Genomic DNA, 17,805 nt, shown 5'->3' with positions numbered 1-17,805 from the left:
CCGCGCCGGGTACGGCAACGGCCCCGGCCCTCACGGAAGAGGGGACCGGGGCCGGAGCCGGGACGGGGAGGGTCGGGGGAGGCGGCATCGGGGGGACAAAGCCGCCTCCCCCGATGAGGACAGTCCCTACTGGTCCTGCCGCGGTCGGGGGGAGTGCCGCGGCAGGACCCCACAGAGAGGGTCCTGTCCCGCGCCCCGCGGGTTCCTGCCTGGTCCGCCGGGCGTGCTTCCATCGTGCCCGCTCGTCCCGCCCGTGCGGGCCGGTGAAAGGCCCTTGTCGCAGGGACCTTGGTCCCGGGGGGACCGGGCACCGGTCGGGCTCCGTCTCCGCCACGGGTTCGAACACCTATCGTGATCGACCCCCGAAACCGACCGGGTGTACGGATAGAATCTGCCGACCGCGCACGGGACCGAGGGGGAGGCAGGGGCTGTGGCGCAAGCGAGGAAGATCGCGCTCTACATCGTGGTGGTCTTCGTGCTGTACACGATCATCACGTCGCCCGCGAGGGCCGCCGACCTCGTCCAGGTAGGGTTCGAAGGCATCTCCAGCGCCGCCCGGGGCGTCGGGGACTTCATGTCCGAGCTGGTGAAGTAGGAGCACTGCCGATGATCCGCCACTTGGTCCTGTTCAAGCTGAACGACGGCGTCGAGCGGGACGACCCGCGGGTCGTGGCCGGTGAGAAGGCGTTCCGGGAACTGGACGGTCTCGTCCCCGGACTGGAGTTCTGGGAGTGCGCCTGGAACATCACCGACCGGCCGATCGCATACGACTTCGCCATCAACTCCGCCGTCGCCGACGAGGACGCGCTCAAGCGGTACATCGAGCACCCGGCGCACCAGGCGGCGGCCGGTCAGTGGCGCGAGTTCGCCACCTGGGTCATCGCCGACTACCCCTTCTGACCCCTGCGCGCGCCCCGGCACCCCGGCGCGCGGGCCGTTCGCGGGACGGTGCGCCCGGCCGTGCGCGGGTCACGCGCGAGCCTCGGTGCGCCCCCGCACTCGCGCCCGACGCACCCCACGCGCCGCACCGTTGCCACCCCCGCCCCGACCGCTCCGTACGTACGCCCCGACGGGGGGCGACACGGGCCCGTCGGCCGTCGCCCCCAGTCCCTTGCCGTTCAGATGAGGGGCTTTTGATGGTTTTTAAACCCATTTGACTCCAACACGGCTATATACGGTGCTTGCACACAGTGGACATGTCTTGTGATGCTATGACCGCTTTTGATGGATGAATGGACCGCAGTTGTCCGTCACGTTGGCTGTCAGTCGACCGTGCGGTTCGATCGCGCAGTGCGATCGCGCAGGTCGGAAAAAGAAGCGTGACCGTGAAGTCGACCGTGAAGGGGTGGCGTCACCGTGCCGGCCAGTGCAGCGCCTCAAGTGCCTCCCCAGACAGCCCAGAAGGACCGGACACAGCTGTCCGACGAGATCCAGACCGAGACGCCCGACCCCTCCACACCGCCCGCGAGAACCCGGGGCGCCGACACCAGGGCGCTCACCCAGCTCCTCTTCGGCCAGCTCAAGGACCTCGTGCCCGGCACGGCCGAACACCGCAGGGTGCGGGCCGCGCTGATCGAGGCGAACCTGCCGCTGGTGCGGTACGCCGCGGCGCGCTTCCGCAGCCGGAACGAGCCCATGGAGGACGTCGTCCAGGTCGGCACCATCGGCCTGATCAACGCGATCGACCGCTTCGACCCCGAACGCGGCGTCCAGTTCCCCACGTTCGCGATGCCGACCGTGGTGGGCGAGATCAAGCGCTACTTCCGGGACAACGTCCGCACCGTCCACGTGCCCCGTCGGCTGCACGAACTCTGGGTGCAGGTCACCGGGGCGACCGAGGACCTGACGACGGCTCACGGACGCTCTCCCACCACCGCCGAGATCGCCGAGCGGCTGCGGATCTCCGAGGACGAGGTTCTGGCCTGCATCGAGGCCGGCCGGTCCTACCACGCGACCTCACTGGAAGCGGCCCAGGAGGGCGACGGGCTGCCCGGCCTGCTCGACCGCCTCGGGTACGAGGACCCGGCGCTCGCCGGGGTCGAACACCGCGACCTCGTACGGCACCTGCTCGTACAACTGCCCGAGCGCGAGCAGCGGATTCTGCTCCTCCGCTATTACAGCAACCTGACACAGTCCCAGATCAGCGCAGAACTGGGCGTATCCCAGATGCATGTGTCAAGACTTTTGGCCAGAAGTTTCGCCCGACTGCGATCCGCAAACAGGATCGAGGCATAACCAGAACGGGTAGACCGTCTCCGAGCGGTTTTCCGGCGCCCCCGTCCTCCGCACCCCCTGCTTCCTGCGCATACGCGGCGCTGACTTATCGACATGTCACTACAGCGTGTTGCCGACATGTGACATTCTGCTGGAACCGCGTTTGCCGCAGCCTCCCCTCCGGTATTCAGGTGGAGGCTGCGTTCCTCCGATGGTCGCGGCCACCGCGACCGTCCGCGACCTCAAGGGGGTGGCATGTCCGTAGACCAGGGCAGCTCGAAGGTGCTCACGCTCACGAAGAGCGCGCCCGCGCCTGCCGTGCTCACCAGCTCGTCGGAAGCCATCGACACCCGTACGCTGTCCCGCTCCCTGTTCCTGCGGCTCGCCGCACTCGGTCCCGAGGGAACGGACAGCCCGGAGCGGGCCTACGTACGCGACACACTCATCGAGCTCAACCTCCCGCTGGTGCGGTACGCGGCAGCGCGCTTCCGCAGCCGCAACGAACCGATGGAGGACATCGTCCAGGTCGGCACCATCGGCCTGATCAAGGCGATCGACCGGTTCGACTGCGAACGGGGGGTGGAGTTCCCGACGTTCGCCATGCCGACGGTCGTGGGCGAGATCAAGCGGTTCTTCCGCGACACCTCGTGGTCCGTACGGGTCCCCAGACGGCTCCAGGAGCTGCGCCTGGCGCTCACCAAGACCAGCGACGAACTGGCGCAGCGGCTCGACCGCTCGCCGACCGTCCCGGAGCTGGCCAAGGCGCTCGGCGTCTCCGAGGAGGACGTGGTCGACGGGCTCGCCGTCGGCAACGCCTACACCGCCTCCTCGCTCGACTCCCCGTCCCCCGAGGACGACGGCGGCGAGGGCTCCCTCGCGGACCGCCTGGGGTACGAGGACACCGCGCTGGAGGGTGTCGAGTACCGCGAGTCCCTGAAGCCGCTGCTGGCCAAGCTCGCGCCTCGCGAGCGGCAGATCATCATGCTGCGGTTCTTCGCCAACATGACGCAGTCGCAGATCGGCGAGGAGGTCGGCATCTCGCAGATGCACGTCTCACGCCTGCTGACCCGCACGCTCGCGCAGCTGCGCGAGGGGCTCATCACCGACTGACGGTCCGGCTGCCGGGGGGAGACGCGCTCACGCGCCCCGGCAGCACCCCTCACACCCGGGCCGCGCCCCTCATACCCGGGCCGCGCCCGGACGCCCCGGGTCGCGCCCCGGTACGTCCGGCCGGTCCGGTTTCCGTGCCGGGCGCAGGCACGTGCACCACGCGGGGCCTTCCGCATACGCCTCGGCGGCCCCCGTCGTACGGAGGCCGCCGGATGGTCGGACGGTGCGCGGTCAGCCGAGCGCGAGCCAGGCGACCGCGGCGAGGACGACGACGACCGCGACGACCGCGACGATCACCCCGGTCTTCGGACCGCCGGACGGGGCGGCCTGCTGCGGCCGGCGCTGCGGCTCTCCGTCGTCGACGAAGGCGCGGAACATCTGCGTGCTGCCCGCCGGGTCGTCATTGCCCGCGGGGCCCTGCTGAGGGGCGTGGGGGTTGTGTGCCATGGGCCAGGACCCTAGCGAACTCGGGCCTTCCGCCCAACCCCCGGGGGACTTCCGGGCGACGGTTCGTACGGACATTCCCCTCATCTCCACAACATCGCGCGCCGTCAACATGAGCCCCCGGGGAGCCTCACCCTGTGGTGTGAGACACACAGCTGACCCACGGGAGCCACACGCTGGGGCTTTGACCGTCAGCCTACGGAGCCTTTGGGGTTCCTTTACTTTTGCAAGCCCCATTTAGTTTGCCTGCAGCAACCAACGGCTTCTATGGTTGCCCTAAGCAACAAGATGTGGAGCGCGAGTCTGCGCAGAAGTCTGGGGGTGCCCCGTGGCAGCACGGAGTCAGTACGAGGAACTGGCCCGGCACCTCAGCGCCATAGGCGTCGTGAAGCGCGGGCTCTCCCGCGCTCTGCCCGCCGACTGCCCCGGCGGCTCGGCCGCGGTGCTCACGCTCCTCGCGCAGCACGGCGAGATGCGCATCAGCAGACTCGCCGAGCTGCTCTCCGTGGACATGTCCGTGACCAGCAGGCACGTCGCCCACGTGGCGGAACGCGGCTGGATAGAGCGGTTTCCCGACCCTGCGGACAAGCGCTCACGCATCCTGAGGCTGACCTCCTTGGGGCATGACGTGCTCGTCGACCTCAGTCGTCGGAGCACCGAAGTGTTCGCGCACAACCTCGCGGACTGGTCCGACGACGAAGTCGGACAACTCGTCACGTCGCTGGCACGGCTCTGCGGCAGTTTCGCCGCCCGCACGCCCAGCGCTTGCACCCCCGGACGGCACACCGACGACTGTCGCGGCCGGCTCACCGGGCGCACCGTCCCGCAGGGTTCCGACCCGGACGGGAAGCCCGCGGAAGGGCCCGCTCCGGTCACCGAGGACCTGACGGACACCCGTACACCTCTGTAACAGAAGCAAAGCAAAGGACATTCATGGCTACGACCACACCGACCGGTGTGCGGGGCGGCCACGCCAAGCACGGGGGCTCCGAAGCTCCCGACGGCGCGCCGATGACACACCGGCAGATCATGGAAGCGCTGGCCGGACTGCTGCTCGGCATGTTCGTCGCGATCCTGTCGTCGACGGTGGTTTCCAACGCGCTCCCCCACATCATCTCCGACCTCGGTGGCGGCCAGAGCGCCTACACCTGGGTCGTCACGGCGTCGCTGCTGGCGATGACCGCGACCACCCCGATCTGGGGCAAGCTCTCGGACCTCTTCAGCAAGAAGCTGCTGGTCCAGATAGCCCTGGTCATCTACGTGCTGGGTTCCGCCGCCGCCGGTCTGTCGACCAGCGCCGGCATGCTGATCGTCTTCCGCGTGGTCCAGGGCATCGGCGTCGGCGGTCTCTCCGCCCTGGCGCAGGTCGTGCTCGCCGCGATGATCTCCCCGCGTGAGCGCGGCCGGTACAGCGGTTACCTCGGCGCGGTCTTCGCCGTCGCCACCGTCGGCGGCCCGCTGCTCGGCGGCGTCATCACCGACACCAGCTGGATGGGCTGGCGCTGGTGCTTCTACGTGGGTGTGCCGTTCGCGATCATCGCCCTCTTCGTGCTCCAGAAGACCCTGAAGCTCCCGGTCGTCAAGCGGGACGTCAAGGTCGACTGGACCGGCGCGTTCTTCATCAGCGCGGGCGTCTCGCTGCTGCTCCTCTGGGTGACCTTCGCGGGCGACAAGTACGCCTGGGGCTCCTGGCAGACCGTCGTGATGCTGCTGGGCGTCGTGGTCCTCATCGGTGCGTTCATCTTCACCGAGTCGAAGGCCCGCGAGCCGATCATCCCGCTGCGGCTCTTCCGCAACCGGACCATCACGCTCGCCTCGGTGGCCTCGCTCTTCGTCGGTATCGCGATGTTCGCGGGCACCGTCTTCTTCAGTCAGTACTTCCAGCTGGCACGCGGCAAGTCGCCGACGATGTCCGGCGTCATGACGATCCCGATGATCACGGGTCTCTTCCTCTCGTCGACCATCTCCGGCCAGGTCATCACCAAGACCGGCCGCTGGAAGGCATGGCTCGTCTCCGGTGGCGTCCTGGTCACCGCGGGTCTCGGCCTGCTGGGCACGATCCGGTACGACACGACGTACTGGCACGTCGCGATCTTCATGTTCCTCGTCGGCGCCGGTGTCGGCATGATGATGCAGAACCTGGTTCTCGCAGCCCAGAACCAGGTCGACCCCAGCGACCTCGGCGCGGCCAGCTCCGTCGTCACGTTCTTCCGTTCGCTCGGTGGCGCCATCGGCGTCTCGGCGCTGGGCGCCGTCATGGCGAACCGCGTCACCCACTACGTGGCGGACGGCCTCTCGGACCTCGGCGTCAAGGGCACCGGCGGCACCGGCGGCGGCATCCCCGACCTGGCCACGCTGCCCGCTCCGATGCGCGCGGTCGTCGAGGCCGCGTACGGCCACGGTGTCGGCGACGTCTTCCTCTTCGCCGCCCCGTGCGCACTGCTGGCCTTCCTCTTCGCGATCTTCATCAAGGAGGTCGCCCTGCGGACCACCTCCGGCAGCGAGAGGGCGGCTGCGGCCACCGCCGAAGCGGTCGCGGCCCCCTCGGCCGACGCTGCCCCGGCCGACGCTGCCCCGGCCACCGCCACCCTGCAGGCTCCGGCGGCCACCTCGGCCGACACCCTCACCATCCAGGGCACCCCGGTGCGCGGTGTGGTGCGCGGCGCGGACGGCGCTCCCGTCGCCCAGGCCGCCGTCACGCTGATCTCGCTCGGTGGTCGTCAGCTGGGCCGTTCGGTGGCGCAGACGGACGGTTCCTACGTCCTCGACGCCCCGGGTACCGGCAGCTACGTGCTGATCGCCTCCGCCGACGGCTGCCAGCCGCAGGCGTCCACGGTGGTCGTCGGCGACGAGCCGCTGGCCTTCGACATCCTGCTCTCGGGCACCAGCGGACTGGCCGGTACCGTCCGGGCCGCCGAGGCCGGTACTCCGGTCCGGGGCGCCATGGTCATCGTGACCGACGTGCGCGGTGACGTGCTCGCCACCGGCACCTCCGGTGAGACCGGTGACTTCGCCTTCGGCGAGCTGGTCCCCGGCACGGTGACGCTCGCGGTGAACGCGGCCGGTTACCGCCCGCTCGCCCTCCCGGTGGAGATCGCCGGCACGGGTGTCACCCGGGTCGAGGCCCCGCTGCAGGCCGGCGCCCTCGTCCAGGGCGTGGTGCGCGCCGGCTCCGCCGGTACCGCCCTCGCGGACGCCCGCGTCACCCTGATCGACGCGGCGGGCAATGTCGTCGCCACCTCCACGACCGGTGCGGACGGCGCGTACGCCTTCACCGATCTGGACGCCGGTGAGTACTCCGTCGTCGCGACCGGCTACCCGCCGGTGGCGAGCACCGTGACCGTCGCCGGTCACGGGATCGACGGACACGACATCGAACTCGCCCACCCCGGCGAGTGACCGAGCGCTAGTGCCGCGCCCGGCAGTGTTTGCCCCATGAGGAGCGGTGGTCGGTGCGTGCCGACCACCGCGACGGGGCAAAGCTTGCCGGGCGCGGCACCAGGTGGTACCCGGCGGATCATGGCCGGGGTCGCGACGCCCGGCACGGCACCTCGCGGCGTTTCCGAAACGTCCGAATCGCTCCGCGATGAGGACGTTCCAGCGCCTTGCGGTGCACCGCGCCGAACGCCGCGCCCTTCCCGACCCCGATCCGCCGGACACCACCCAAGCCCCCTGGCAGGACGCGACTTTCAGCGGAGAGTCTGTCCCGGCCGGTGGAAATGGGCCCCGGTGGCGAGTGCGGCAGGCAGGGGACGGCCTGCCGCCCCGCCCCGGGGCCCGACTCGTATCCCGAGTCATCGAGTCAGTGAACAAGGAGAGAACGGTATGGGACTTCGCGCACAGGTACGGACGCGGGACGGCTGGGCGGTCCAGCACGCGATCGTCACGGTCACCGACATGACCGGCACCCAGATACTGCGCGCCACCGCCGACGAGGACGGCGCGACCCGCACGGAGGATCCGCTGCCCGCCGGTGCGTACACGGTGATCGTGACCGCGGTCGGTTACGCGCCCGCCGCCTCCACCGCCCTCGTCACGGCCAGCGGCCGCATCGAGGCCGGCACCGTGGTCCTGGCCCGCCAGGGCGGCGTGGAACTCCCCCCGCCCGGCGACTGGTCGCTCGACCCCGCGCACAGCTCCGTGGCCGCCTCCGCCCAGCACCTGGGCATCTCCAGCGTGCGCGGCCGGTTCACCGAGTTCAGCGGCCGGATCGTGATCGACGAGGACATCGCCCGGTCCCGGGTCGACGCCGTCATCGACGCGGCGAGCATCGACACGGGCAACGGCATGCGCGACCAGCACCTGCGGTCGGCCGACTTCCTCGACGTGGACCGGTTCCCCGAACTGGCGTACAACTCCACCGGGCTGGTCCCCGCCGGGCCCGACCGCTGGACGGTCAAGGGTGAGCTGACGATGCGGGGCGTCGCCCGCCCCGTCGACCTCGACCTCACCTACCTCGGCACCGGTCCCGACCCGTGGGGCGGGGTCCGGGCGGCGTTCCGCGCGACGGCCGAGCTGCGCCGCGACGACTTCGCCATGAACTACAACCAGGTCGTGAAGGCGGGCATCTCCGCCATCGGTACGACGCTCCGCGTAGAGCTGGACATCCAGGCGGTCCAGGGCGACTCCCTCCCCTCCTGAGCAGCACGCACCCGGCCGGTCACCGGTCGGCCACCACCGGGCCGGTCGCCGGGGAGGGTACGCCCTCCGCCGGTGGCCGGCCCGTCGTGCGTCCCGGGCGGCCCCGCCCTTACGCTGGGCGTATGGCTCCCCACATCGCGACCAACACCACCGCCGACCGTGACGAGTTGCTGGCGTTCGTGAGGCCCCGGCACCGGGCGCTGCTGATCACCGCACGGTCCGACGGCCGCCCCCAGGCCTCCCCGCTCACCTGCGGGGTGGACGACTCCGGCCGGATCGTCGTCTCCACCTACCCGGAGCGCGCCAAGACCCGTAACGCCAAGCGGGACGACAAGGTCAGCGTGGTCGTCCTCTCCGACGACTGGAACGGCCCCTGGGTGCAGATCGACGGCACCGCCGAGGTCATCGACACCCCGGACTCGGTCGAGCCGCTCGTGGAGTACTTCCGCAACATCTCCGGCGAGCACCCGGACTGGGACGAGTACCGGGCCGCCATGCTCAAGCAGGGCAAGTCGATCATCCGGATCACCCCGGAGCGCTGGAGCCCCATCGCCACCGGCGGCTTCCCCGCCCGGCTCGTGACCGGCACCGACGCCTGAGGACCACCCGATTGCCCCCCGTGACCACCGCCGCCCTGCCCAGCCCCGGGCTCCTCGCCCGCGCCCGGCTGCTGACCGCCCCCGGCCTCGGTCCGGAGGTGCGGCGCGGGCTGGCGGAGATCACCGGCCGTGACTGGGCCGCGTACCCGGACGACGGGGCACCTGAGGCGACCAGGACACCGGACGACGGGACACCCGGTGGCGGCGGGCCGGTCGTGTACGTCGGGGCCTCGCGTCCGGCGGGGCTGCCGGTGAGCGATCTGGTCTGGTACCACAGCGTCAACGCCGGTACGGACGGCCTGCTCGCCCCCGGCCCCTGGCCCGCCGGGGCGCTGCTGACCCGGACGGTCGGCCGGATGGGTGAGCGGATCGCGCAGTACGTCCTCGCCTGGGTGCTGGCCGAATGCCAGTCGGTACCGGAGTTCGCGGCGCGGCACGCACGCGGGGAGTGGCGGCGCGAGCCGTCCGAGCTCGCCGCAGGACAGACCGCCCTGGTCCACGGCACCGGCCGGATCGGCTCGGCGGTGGCGGGCCTGCTGCGGGCGTGCGGTCTCCGTACGGTCGGTGTGGCCCGGACCGCGCCCGGCGTCCCGCCGCCCGGCTTCGACCGGGTGGTGGTGGCGGGTGGGCCCGCGGAGCGGGACGCGCTCGGCGAGGCGCGCTGGGTCGTGGCGGCGCTGCCGCTGACCGCCGCCACGGAGAACTACTTCGGCTCGGAGCGCTTCGGGTGCGTACGGGGAGCGTCGTTCGTCAACGTGGGGCGCGGGGCGACGGTGGACCTGGCGGCGCTGGAGGACGCGCTGCGGGCCGGCTCGGTCCGGCGCGCGGTGCTGGACGTCCTGCCGTCCGAACCGGCCGTTCCCGGCGACCCCTGCTGGCGGCTGCCGCGCACGGTCGTCACCTCGCACTCGGCGGGCATCACGGCGGACGAGGACATCGTCACCGACTTCGCCGCCTGCTGGGCGGAGTTGCACGCGGGGCGGTGGCCCGAGCTGACCGTGGACCCGGGGCGCGGCTACTGACGGGCCCCGTCCGCAGATCAGTCGTGTCCCGTCCCTGTTCCGTCCCGTAGCGGCGCTCGCGTCAGCGGTCCCGCATCGCCTCGATGCCCGCGATCAGCAGGTCGAGCGCGAAGGTGAAGTCCCGCTCGCGCATCTCCTCGACGGTGTCGCCGCCGCGCGCGTCCATCAGGTCCTGCGAGACGTCGACGACGGGCTTGAGACTCGGCTCGGAGCGGTACGCGGTCATCGCCTGCCGGAAGTACTCGTCCTGGCTGACCCCGGCGGCGGCCGAGCGGCGGCGGAGGTCGCCCTCGATGGTGCCGAACCCGTACACGAACTGGAAAACCGCGGCGAGCGCGCCGGTCTGCCGGTGCAGCGGGAGGCCGGTCGCCCGGATGACGTCCTGCACGGCCCGGGTGAAGCGCAGGGAGGACGGGCCGATGTTGAGGAAGCTCCCGACGAGCGAGGACGCCCATACGTGGCGCACCAACAACGCCCGGTAGGCGAACGCGAGTTGACGCAGGCGGTCGGTCCAGGCCGCGTCCTGTCGGGGTGGCGTGATCTCCCCGTAGAGAGCGTCGAGGGCCAGCTCCAGCAGGTCGTCCTTGGTGTCGACGTACCAGTAGAGGGACATCGCGGTGACGTCCAGCTCGGCGGCGAGGCGGCGCATGGAGAACTTCGCGAGGCCCTCCGCGTCCAGCAGCCGGACCGTCGCGGCGGTGATCCTGTCGCGGTCGAGGCCGGCGGGCGACCCTTCCGACCTGCGGCTGCGCGAGGCCGGCCGCCCGTCGAGCCACACGCTGGTCCGCAGGGCCGGTGGGGCCGGGGCGGTCTTCGGTGCGGGCTCCTCCGCCCGGTCGGCCGCGGACACCATGGCGCACTCTCCTCGTGTACCCGGGGGACGGACCGGGCGGGGCACCGTCACGGATGCCCCGGATGCCCGGTCCGATGCTATGCCGCCGAGCCGGCCGGTTCCTCCGGTACGTGCGGGCCCTCCGCCGCACCGGGCGCCCGGCCCGCCCGTTCCGCCCGGCGCAGCAGGAGGGCCGCGACCAGCCCGCCGGCCAGTACGGCTGCCGCGCCGACCAGTTGGCCCCTCTCCAGCCCGGACGCGAAGGCGTCCGTGACGGCGGCGCGCCCCTGGCCGTCGCCGGCTGCCGAGAGCGCGGCGGGGAGGGAGGCGGCCCCGGCGGCGGCGAGGGGCAGCAGCGCGGTGAAGCGGGAGGTGAGGACCGCACCGAGGACGGCGACCCCGAGGCCGTTGCCGAACTCGGCGAGGGTGCCGTTGACGCCCGCGCCCACCCCCGCGCGCTCGGGCGGGATGGCGCCCATGATCGCGGCGGCCATGGCGGGGGCGGCGAGGGAGATTCCCGTGCCCATCACGACGAGGCCGAGCAGCATGCCGGGGTACCCGTGCGGGGCGAGCAGCGCCACGGCGGCGAGGCCGGCCGCCAGCAGGGACATCCCGGTCGCGATCGTGGCGGGGGTGCCCATCCGGGGCACCAGCCGGGCGCCGACACCGGTGAGGTTGAGGGCGACCACGGTGAGCGCGAGCGGGGCGATGCGCAGACCGGCTTCCAACGGCTCGTACCCGAGCACGAACTGCAGGTGCTGGGTGAGCAGGAAGAGCGAGCCGCCCATCCCGAACGCGACCAGTACCGAGCCCGCCACCGCGCCGACGAACGACCGGTTCCGGAAGAAGCGCATGTCGAGCATCGGCGACGGCACGCGGAGCTCCCAGAGCGCGAACCCGGCCAGCACGGCGATCCCGGCGAACGCGGTGAGCAGCACCCGGACGGAGGCCCACCCGTGGTCCGGGCCGGAGATGATCGCGTACACCACGGCGGTCATGCCGATCGTGGAGAGCAACGCGCCCAGCAGGTCCGGGCGTTCACCGTCCGGGTTCTTGAACTCCGGTACGAGCCGGGCCACGGCGACCAGGGCGAGGGCCGCGACGGGGAGGTTGACGAGGAAGATCGAGCCCCACCAGAAGTGGCCGAGCAGGACTCCTCCGAGGAGCGGTCCGGCCGCGAACCCGAGGGAACCGACCGTGGCCCAGACGCCGATCGCGCGGACCCGCTCGGTCTCGTCGAAGACCTGGACCACGACGGCGAGCGTGCTGGTCAGCAGCAACGCCCCGCCGACGCCCATCCCGGCCCGCGCCGCCACGAGTTGGCCGGGGCTCTGGGCCAACCCCGCAAGCAGTGAACCGACTCCGAACACCGCGAGCCCGGCGAGCAGCATCTTCTTGCGCCCGTAACGGTCCGAGGAGCTGCCCGCGGTGATCAGCAGACCCGACTGGACGAGCGAGTAGGCGTTGATCATCCACTGCACCTGGGCACCGGAGGCACCCAACTCCTCGGTGAGGGAGGGGATCGCGACGTTGAGGACGGTGTTGTCGAGCAGCACGGTGAGCTGGGCGAGGCAGATCACGCCGAGGATCAGCCAGCGCTGGGGGTGCCGGGGCGGCCCGAGGCCGGAGCCGGCTAAAAAGGTTGAGGCGTTCGCCGTCATGCGGTCTCCTACGGGACAGCCCTTCGGGGCGTCGGCTCACAGCGGCCGTGCCTCTCCGGGTAGGGCGGTTCGGGGGCGGTGCGCGGCGGGACAGGTCAGGGCGGGACAGCGCAGGGCAGGGCGGGGCGGGAGAAGCCCGATCCCCTTACACCGTATGGCTGTTGCTCTACGGCGTACAAGCGAATTTCCGGTACTCATCCGAACGAGCGAACGGACGCACGGACGGGGCGAGGGGCCGGGACAGCCCGGGCCGCCGGGGGAAGGTGGGCCCATGACGACGGACTTGCGCGCATTCCTGGACCCCTACGTCGAACGCGGCGCCGCCCCCGGTGCCGTGGCGCTCGTGGCCCGTGGCGATCGGGTGGACGTGGCCGCGTCCGGCTCGGCGGACACCGAAGGCTCCGCGCCGATGGCCCGCGAGACCATCTTCCGGATCGCCTCGCTCACCAAGCCGATCACCGCAGCCGCCACGATGGTGCTGGTCGACGAGGGACGGCTGACACCGGGCCAGCCCGTCGGGACCTGGCTGCCGGAACTGGCCTCCCCCAAGGTCGTCCGCACGCCGGACGGCCCGATCGACGACGTCGTACCGGCCAGGCGGCCGATCACCGTGTTCGACCTGCTCACCTTCCGGGCCGGGTACGGCTTCCCCTCCGACTTCGCGCTGCCGGCCGTCGCGCCGCTCTTCTCCGAGCTGAACCAGGGTCCGCCGCAGCCGCAGGCGGTGGCGGAACCGGACACCTGGATGCGGACGCTCTCCCGTATCCCGATGCTGCGGCAGCCCGGCGAGGCGTGGCTCTACAACACCTGTTCGGACATCCTCGGGGTGCTCGTCGCCCGTGTTTCGGGGCAGCCGCTGCCGGTGTTCCTGGCGGAGCGGCTCTTCGAACCACTCGGGATGAAGGACACCGGGTTCGCCGTTCCGGCGGCGGACCTCGGCCGGTTCACCGGTTACTACCGGACGCACCAGGACGGCGGGTTCGACCTGGTCGACGCGGCGGACGGGCAGTGGAGCACCCTCCCGGCGTTCCCCTCGGGGGCGGGCGGCCTGGTCTCCACCGCCGACGACTGGTTCGCCTTCGCCCGGATGCTCCTCGCGGGCGGCCTGGCCCGCGACGGGCACCGGCTGCTGTCGGCCGGCTCGGTACGGCAGATGCTGACCGACCACCTCACCCCCGCCCAGCGGAGGGCGAGCGGACTCTTCACGGAGGGGCAGGGCTGGGGGTTCGGCGGATCGGTCGACGTGGAGACCCGGGACCCGTGGAACGTGCGCGGCCGGTACGGCTGGGTCGGCGGCACCGGCACCGCCGGCCACCTCGTCCCGTCCACCGGGCTGGCCACCCTGCTGCTGACCCAGGTCGAGCTGGGCGGCCCGACGCCGCCGCAGCTGATGCGGGACTTCTGGACCTACGCGGCACGGGTCGCCGCGTCGGAGTGAGGGCGGGGCCCGTGGCCGACGCACCCGGAACGGACCGAGGCGGGCCCGGACAGCCGTGGGGCTGCCGGGTCCGCCTCTTCGTGGGGACGGGAGTGACGAGGTGGTGCCGGGGACGGACGACGTCAGCTCTTGGGCCGGGTCAGGTCGTAGAACGTGGCGCTGCCGACCGTCACCTCCTGGAAGTTCTCCTCGACCCAGGACGAGATCTTCGAGGACGTGCCGCTGTCGCCGCCGCCCATGCCCATACCGCTCCCGCCGATGAAGTAGTGGATCTTCCCGTCGGAGACGTAGCTCTTGAACCGGGCCAGGGTCGGGGACGGGTCGCTGCCGTTGAAGCCGCCGACGGCCATCACCGGGTCCTCGGTGGCCAGCTGGTAGCTCGCCGAGTTCTGTGAGCCGATCGCCGCCGCGACCCAGGTGTAGTCGTCGGCGTCCTTCTCCAGCAGCTTCTTCGCAGCGTCGGAGACCGTGGCGCCGTCGAGCAGCCCGCCCATGCCGCCGCCCCCGCCGCCGGCCGGACCGCCCTCGCCCATGGCGCCCGGCATCCCGCCGAAGTTCTGCCCGACCGTGCCGTTCTGCCTCGTGCCCTGCCCGGGCATCGTGCCGGTGGGGGGCGTACCGGTGGGAGGCGTACCGCCGCCGCCCGCACCCTGGCCGGTCCGGCCGGTGCCCTGACCGCCGTTGGCCTGGCCGGTCATGGCGCCCGGAGGCCGCATGCCGCCACCGCCACCGCCGGGTCCACCGCCCCCGCCCATCACGCTGGCCCCGGACGGCCCGGCCGTGACGATCGACCCCTGATGGCCGGTGTTCAGCGTGGACACCGTGTACGCGGCCGGACCTGCCAGTGACGCGACGAGAGCCGCCGCAGCCACCGCGAGCCCGGCCCGCCGGTCGATCCGGCCCGCGAACACCATCCACGCGGCGGCGATCAGGCCGACGAGCAGCACCACCCAGCGCAGCCACGGCAGGTAGTCCGGGGTGCGGCCGAGGAGGACGTACGCCCAGACCGCGGTGGTGGCGACGGTGCCGGCGAGCACCGCGCTCGCCCACCACGCGGCCCGCTCCTCCCACAGCGCGACGGCTCCGATGCCGACGAGCGCCGCGAGGTAGGGGGCCAAAGCCACCGTGTAGTACTGGTGGAAGATGCCGGCCATGAAGCTGAAGACCACCGCGGTCATCAGCAGCGAGCCGCCCCAGGCGAGGAACGCGGCCCGGCGCGCGTCGGTGCGTGGCGCCTTCCGGGTGAGCCGGATGCCGGCCACGAGCAGGATCAGCGCGGCGGGCAGCAGCCAGCTGATCTGGCTGCCGATCTCGGAATTGAACATGCGCCCGATGCCGGTCTCGCCCCAGCCGCCGCCCTGTCCGCCGCCACCGCCACCGACGCTGCCGGTCTCGTCGCCGCTGATGCGGCCGAGCCCGTTGTATCCGAAGGTCAGTTCAAGGAAGGAATTGTTCTGCGAGCCGCCGATGTACGGGCGGGAGGAGGCGGGCCACAGCTCGACGATCGCCACCCACCAGCCGCCCGAGACGGCCATCGCCACGGCGGAGAGGCCCAGTTGGCCGAACCGCTTTCGTACGGACACGGGCGCGACGACCGCGTAGAGCACGGCCAGCGGCGGCAGGATGAGGAACGCCTGGAGGGTCTTCGCCAGGAAGGCGAGCCCGACCGCGACGCCCGCCCAGAGGAGCGACGTGGTGCGGCCGTTCTCCACCGCGCGGAGCACGCAGTAGACGGTGACGGTCATCAGCAGCGCGAGGAGCGCGTCCGGGTTGTTGAAGCGGAACATCAGCGCGGCGACCGGGGTCAGCGCGAACGCGCCCACCGTGAGGAGCCCTGCCGCCGCGCCGAAGCGGCGGCGGACGGCCGCGTACAGCACCCCCGCGGTGGCGACGCCCATCAGCACCTCGGGCAGCAGGATCGCCCAGGAGCCGAGACCGAAGATCCGTACCGAGATCGCCATCGGCCAGAGGGCGGCCGGCGGCTTGTCGACCGTGATCGCGTTGGCCGCGTCCGAGGAGCCGAAGAAGAACGCCTTCCAGCTCTCGCTGCCCGCCTGGACGGCAGCGGAGTAGAAGGAGTTGGCGTACCCGGAGGCGCTGAGGTTCCAGACGTAGGCGAGCGTGACCACCAGCAACAGGCCGAGGAGGGCCGGGCGCGCCCAGGCCGGGTCCTCGGGCCTGCCGCGCCGGAGCCGTCCCGCCCGGCCGGCTACTCCGTCGGACCTCTCGGACCAGTCGGCGCCGTCGGACCCGTCGGAGGAGGCCGTCCGGTGGGAGACCTGCGGCGGTGCGGGCACCACCGGCGGCGGCGGGGGGTACGCGTCGGGGCGGAGGGAGGCGGTCATCGGGCGTTCCTCGGTTCGTCGTCGGCGTACGGGGCGGTGCCGCGGTCCGGGATCGGAGCCGTACGGGAGATTCCGGTCGGGTCGGCCTGCGGGGCGGGAGGGCCCGTGGGACGGCCGGTGGGGGCGGGTGCCCCTGCGGTGGGGCGGTCGCCCGGCCGCTCCGGGAAGACCCAGGCGCGCAGCAGCAGGAAGCGCAGCACGGTCGCCGCCAGGTTGGCCGCGATCAGCACGGCGACCTCGGTGCCGTGCGAGGTGGAGGGGGCCGTGGTGCTCAGCGCGGCGAGCGAACCGCTGGTGAGCGCGAGGCCGATGGCGAAGACCACGAGGCCCTGCGCCTGGTGGCGGACCGCATCGCCCCGGCCGCGCACCCCGAAGGTGAGGCGCCGGTTCGCCGCCGTGTTGGCGACGGCGGACACCAGCAGGGCACCGGCGTTGGCGAGTTGCGGTCCGACGCCCAGCCGGAAGAGGGAGTAGAGCGCGAGGTAGACGGCGGTCGAGAGCGCCCCGACCACGCAGAATCCGACCAACTGCCTGGCCAGCCCGCGCGGCACGCCGGGCACCGTACGGTCCCGGGGGTCGTCGCCGAACGGCCGGGCCAGCCGGTCGAGCGGCAGCGCGCCGACCGCCAGCGCCCGACCCACCCGCCAGACACCCTTCAGGTCCTCGGTGGCCGTCTTCACGAGGTGGACCGTGGAGTGCGGGTCGTCGATCCAGTCGACCGGCACCTCGTGGATGCGCAGCCCGGCCCGCTCGGCGAGCACCAGCATCTCGGTGTCGAAGAACCAGCCGGTGTCCTCGACCATCGGCAGCAGCCGTTCGGCCACCTCGTACCGGATCGCCTTGAACCCGCACTGCGCGTCGCTGAACCGTGCGGAGAGCGAGGAGCGCAGGATCAGGTTGTAGGAGCGCGACACGAACTCGCGCTTCGACCCGCGCACCACCCGCGCGCTGGGTGCCAGCCGGGACCCGATCGCCAGGTCCGAGTGGCCGGAGATCAGCGGCGCGACCAGCGGCAGCAGGGCGTTCAGGTCGGTCGAGAGGTCGACGTCCATGTAGGCGAGGACCGGCGCGCCGGACCGCGACCACACCGTGCGCAGGGCGCGCCCGCGCCCCTTCTGCTCCAGCCGGTACGACACCACCTCCGGGAGCAGCGCTTCGAGCCGGGACGCCACCTGCGGGGTGGTGTCGGTGCTCGCGTTGTCCGCGATCGTGATGCGGAAGCGGTAGGGGAAGGTCCGCGACAGGTGCTCGTGGAGCCGCCGCACACACGGTTCAAGGTCCTTCTCCTCGTTGTACACGGGCACGACCACGTCGAGGACGAGTACGGGCGCTCCGTGCGCGTCCACCGTCCCGGCCGGAAGATGCCGCCGGGCCGGCAGGGCACTGGTGCCGGCGCTCCAGGGGTTGTCGGTTCGCATGGGCCCGACACTCCCGGGCCGCGCTGTCACGCCGTTGTGCTGAGGCTGTGGTCACGCTGTGAGTTCCGACCACAGCGTGAC

General features: G+C 72.0%; 15 protein-coding genes. 10 read left to right on the top strand and 5 right to left on the bottom strand.

Going from position 1 to position 17,805, the window contains the following annotated elements; all coding sequences use genetic code 11:
• Window positions 1–430: 430 nt before the first annotated feature.
• From ACFYPN_RS20050 to ACFYPN_RS20035, 4 genes are all read left to right on the top strand, one after another.
• The gene (locus ACFYPN_RS20050; RefSeq protein ID WP_358761724.1) at window positions 431–595 is read left to right on the top strand and encodes a hypothetical protein; all 165 of its coding nucleotides are present in this window, start codon (window positions 431–433) and stop codon (window positions 593–595) included.
• A gap of 11 nt (window positions 596–606) precedes the next feature.
• A complete protein-coding gene (locus tag ACFYPN_RS20045) occupies window positions 607–900 on the top strand; it encodes a Dabb family protein (protein WP_358761722.1) in 294 nt (97 codons plus the stop codon).
• Window positions 901–1,356: 456 nt separating this feature from the next.
• Window positions 1,357–2,235: an RNA polymerase sigma factor SigF gene (locus ACFYPN_RS20040; protein ID WP_358761720.1), complete on the top strand. Its 879-nt coding sequence runs from the start codon at window positions 1,357–1,359 to the stop codon at window positions 2,233–2,235.
• A gap of 234 nt (window positions 2,236–2,469) precedes the next feature.
• Window positions 2,470–3,324 (top strand): RNA polymerase sigma factor SigF, encoded by an 855-nt coding sequence (locus tag ACFYPN_RS20035; RefSeq protein WP_266706395.1) that lies wholly within the window; start codon window positions 2,470–2,472, stop codon window positions 3,322–3,324.
• Between the two features lie 231 nt (window positions 3,325–3,555).
• Here the strand turns inward: ACFYPN_RS20035 and ACFYPN_RS20030 are convergent, their stop codons facing one another.
• Window positions 3,556–3,771, bottom strand: a complete 216-nt coding sequence (locus ACFYPN_RS20030) for a hypothetical protein (RefSeq protein ID WP_266706397.1) — start codon at window positions 3,769–3,771, stop codon at window positions 3,556–3,558.
• Between the two features lie 325 nt (window positions 3,772–4,096).
• On the opposite strand from ACFYPN_RS20030, the gene ACFYPN_RS20025 reads away from it, so the two are divergent.
• The 5 genes from ACFYPN_RS20025 to ACFYPN_RS20005 all read left to right on the top strand — a co-directional run bounded on the left by ACFYPN_RS20025 (window position 4,097) and on the right by ACFYPN_RS20005 (window position 10,030).
• Window positions 4,097–4,678 (top strand): MarR family transcriptional regulator, encoded by a 582-nt coding sequence (locus tag ACFYPN_RS20025; RefSeq protein WP_358766297.1) that lies wholly within the window; start codon window positions 4,097–4,099, stop codon window positions 4,676–4,678.
• Between the two features lie 23 nt (window positions 4,679–4,701).
• Window positions 4,702–7,167 carry an MFS transporter gene (locus ACFYPN_RS20020; RefSeq protein ID WP_389299747.1) on the top strand — a complete coding sequence of 822 codons (2,466 nt, stop codon included), beginning with the start codon at window positions 4,702–4,704 and terminating at the stop codon, window positions 7,165–7,167.
• Window positions 7,168–7,593: 426 nt separating this feature from the next.
• Window positions 7,594–8,409 (top strand): YceI family protein, encoded by an 816-nt coding sequence (locus ACFYPN_RS20015; RefSeq protein ID WP_358759670.1) that lies wholly within the window; start codon window positions 7,594–7,596, stop codon window positions 8,407–8,409.
• A 122-nt stretch (window positions 8,410–8,531) separates the two neighbouring features.
• Entirely contained in the window at window positions 8,532–9,008 is a 477-nt protein-coding gene (locus ACFYPN_RS20010; protein WP_389299744.1) for a PPOX class F420-dependent oxidoreductase, read from the top strand.
• A 35-nt stretch (window positions 9,009–9,043) separates the two neighbouring features.
• Window positions 9,044–10,030: an NAD(P)-dependent oxidoreductase gene (locus ACFYPN_RS20005; RefSeq protein ID WP_389299876.1), complete on the top strand. Its 987-nt coding sequence runs from the start codon at window positions 9,044–9,046 to the stop codon at window positions 10,028–10,030.
• 61 nt (window positions 10,031–10,091) lie between these two features.
• Here the strand turns inward: ACFYPN_RS20005 and ACFYPN_RS20000 are convergent, their stop codons facing one another.
• Complete coding sequence (locus ACFYPN_RS20000; RefSeq protein ID WP_358759666.1) at window positions 10,092–10,883, bottom strand: TetR/AcrR family transcriptional regulator; 792 nt, start codon at window positions 10,881–10,883, stop codon at window positions 10,092–10,094.
• Between the two features lie 77 nt (window positions 10,884–10,960).
• Entirely contained in the window at window positions 10,961–12,523 is a 1,563-nt protein-coding gene (locus ACFYPN_RS19995; RefSeq protein ID WP_389299741.1) for an MFS transporter, read from the bottom strand.
• A gap of 271 nt (window positions 12,524–12,794) precedes the next feature.
• Between ACFYPN_RS19995 and ACFYPN_RS19990 the strand changes: the two genes are divergently transcribed.
• On the top strand, window positions 12,795–13,961 hold the full coding sequence (locus ACFYPN_RS19990; protein WP_358759662.1) for a serine hydrolase domain-containing protein: 1,167 nt from the start codon (window positions 12,795–12,797) through the stop codon (window positions 13,959–13,961).
• A gap of 122 nt (window positions 13,962–14,083) precedes the next feature.
• Here the strand turns inward: ACFYPN_RS19990 and ACFYPN_RS19985 are convergent, their stop codons facing one another.
• Both ACFYPN_RS19985 and ACFYPN_RS19980 read right to left on the bottom strand, forming a co-directional pair.
• On the bottom strand, window positions 14,084–16,306 hold the full coding sequence (locus ACFYPN_RS19985; protein ID WP_389299738.1) for a glycosyltransferase family 39 protein: 2,223 nt from the start codon (window positions 16,304–16,306) through the stop codon (window positions 14,084–14,086).
• Window positions 16,303–17,724, bottom strand: coding sequence for a bifunctional glycosyltransferase family 2/GtrA family protein (locus tag ACFYPN_RS19980; protein ID WP_358759659.1), 1,422 nt, complete (start codon window positions 17,722–17,724; stop codon window positions 16,303–16,305). Before ACFYPN_RS19980 ends, ACFYPN_RS19985 begins: the two co-directional genes overlap by 4 nt.
• Between the last annotated feature and the right edge of the window lie 81 nt (window positions 17,725–17,805).

The sequence above is a fragment of the Streptomyces sp. NPDC005576 genome (assembly GCF_042871745.1).
In the GTDB taxonomy this organism is placed as follows: Bacteria; Actinomycetota; Actinomycetes; order Streptomycetales; family Streptomycetaceae; genus Streptomyces.
The sequence above is the reverse complement of the archived record's forward strand: the minus strand, read 5'-3'. Positions and strand labels throughout refer to the sequence as shown.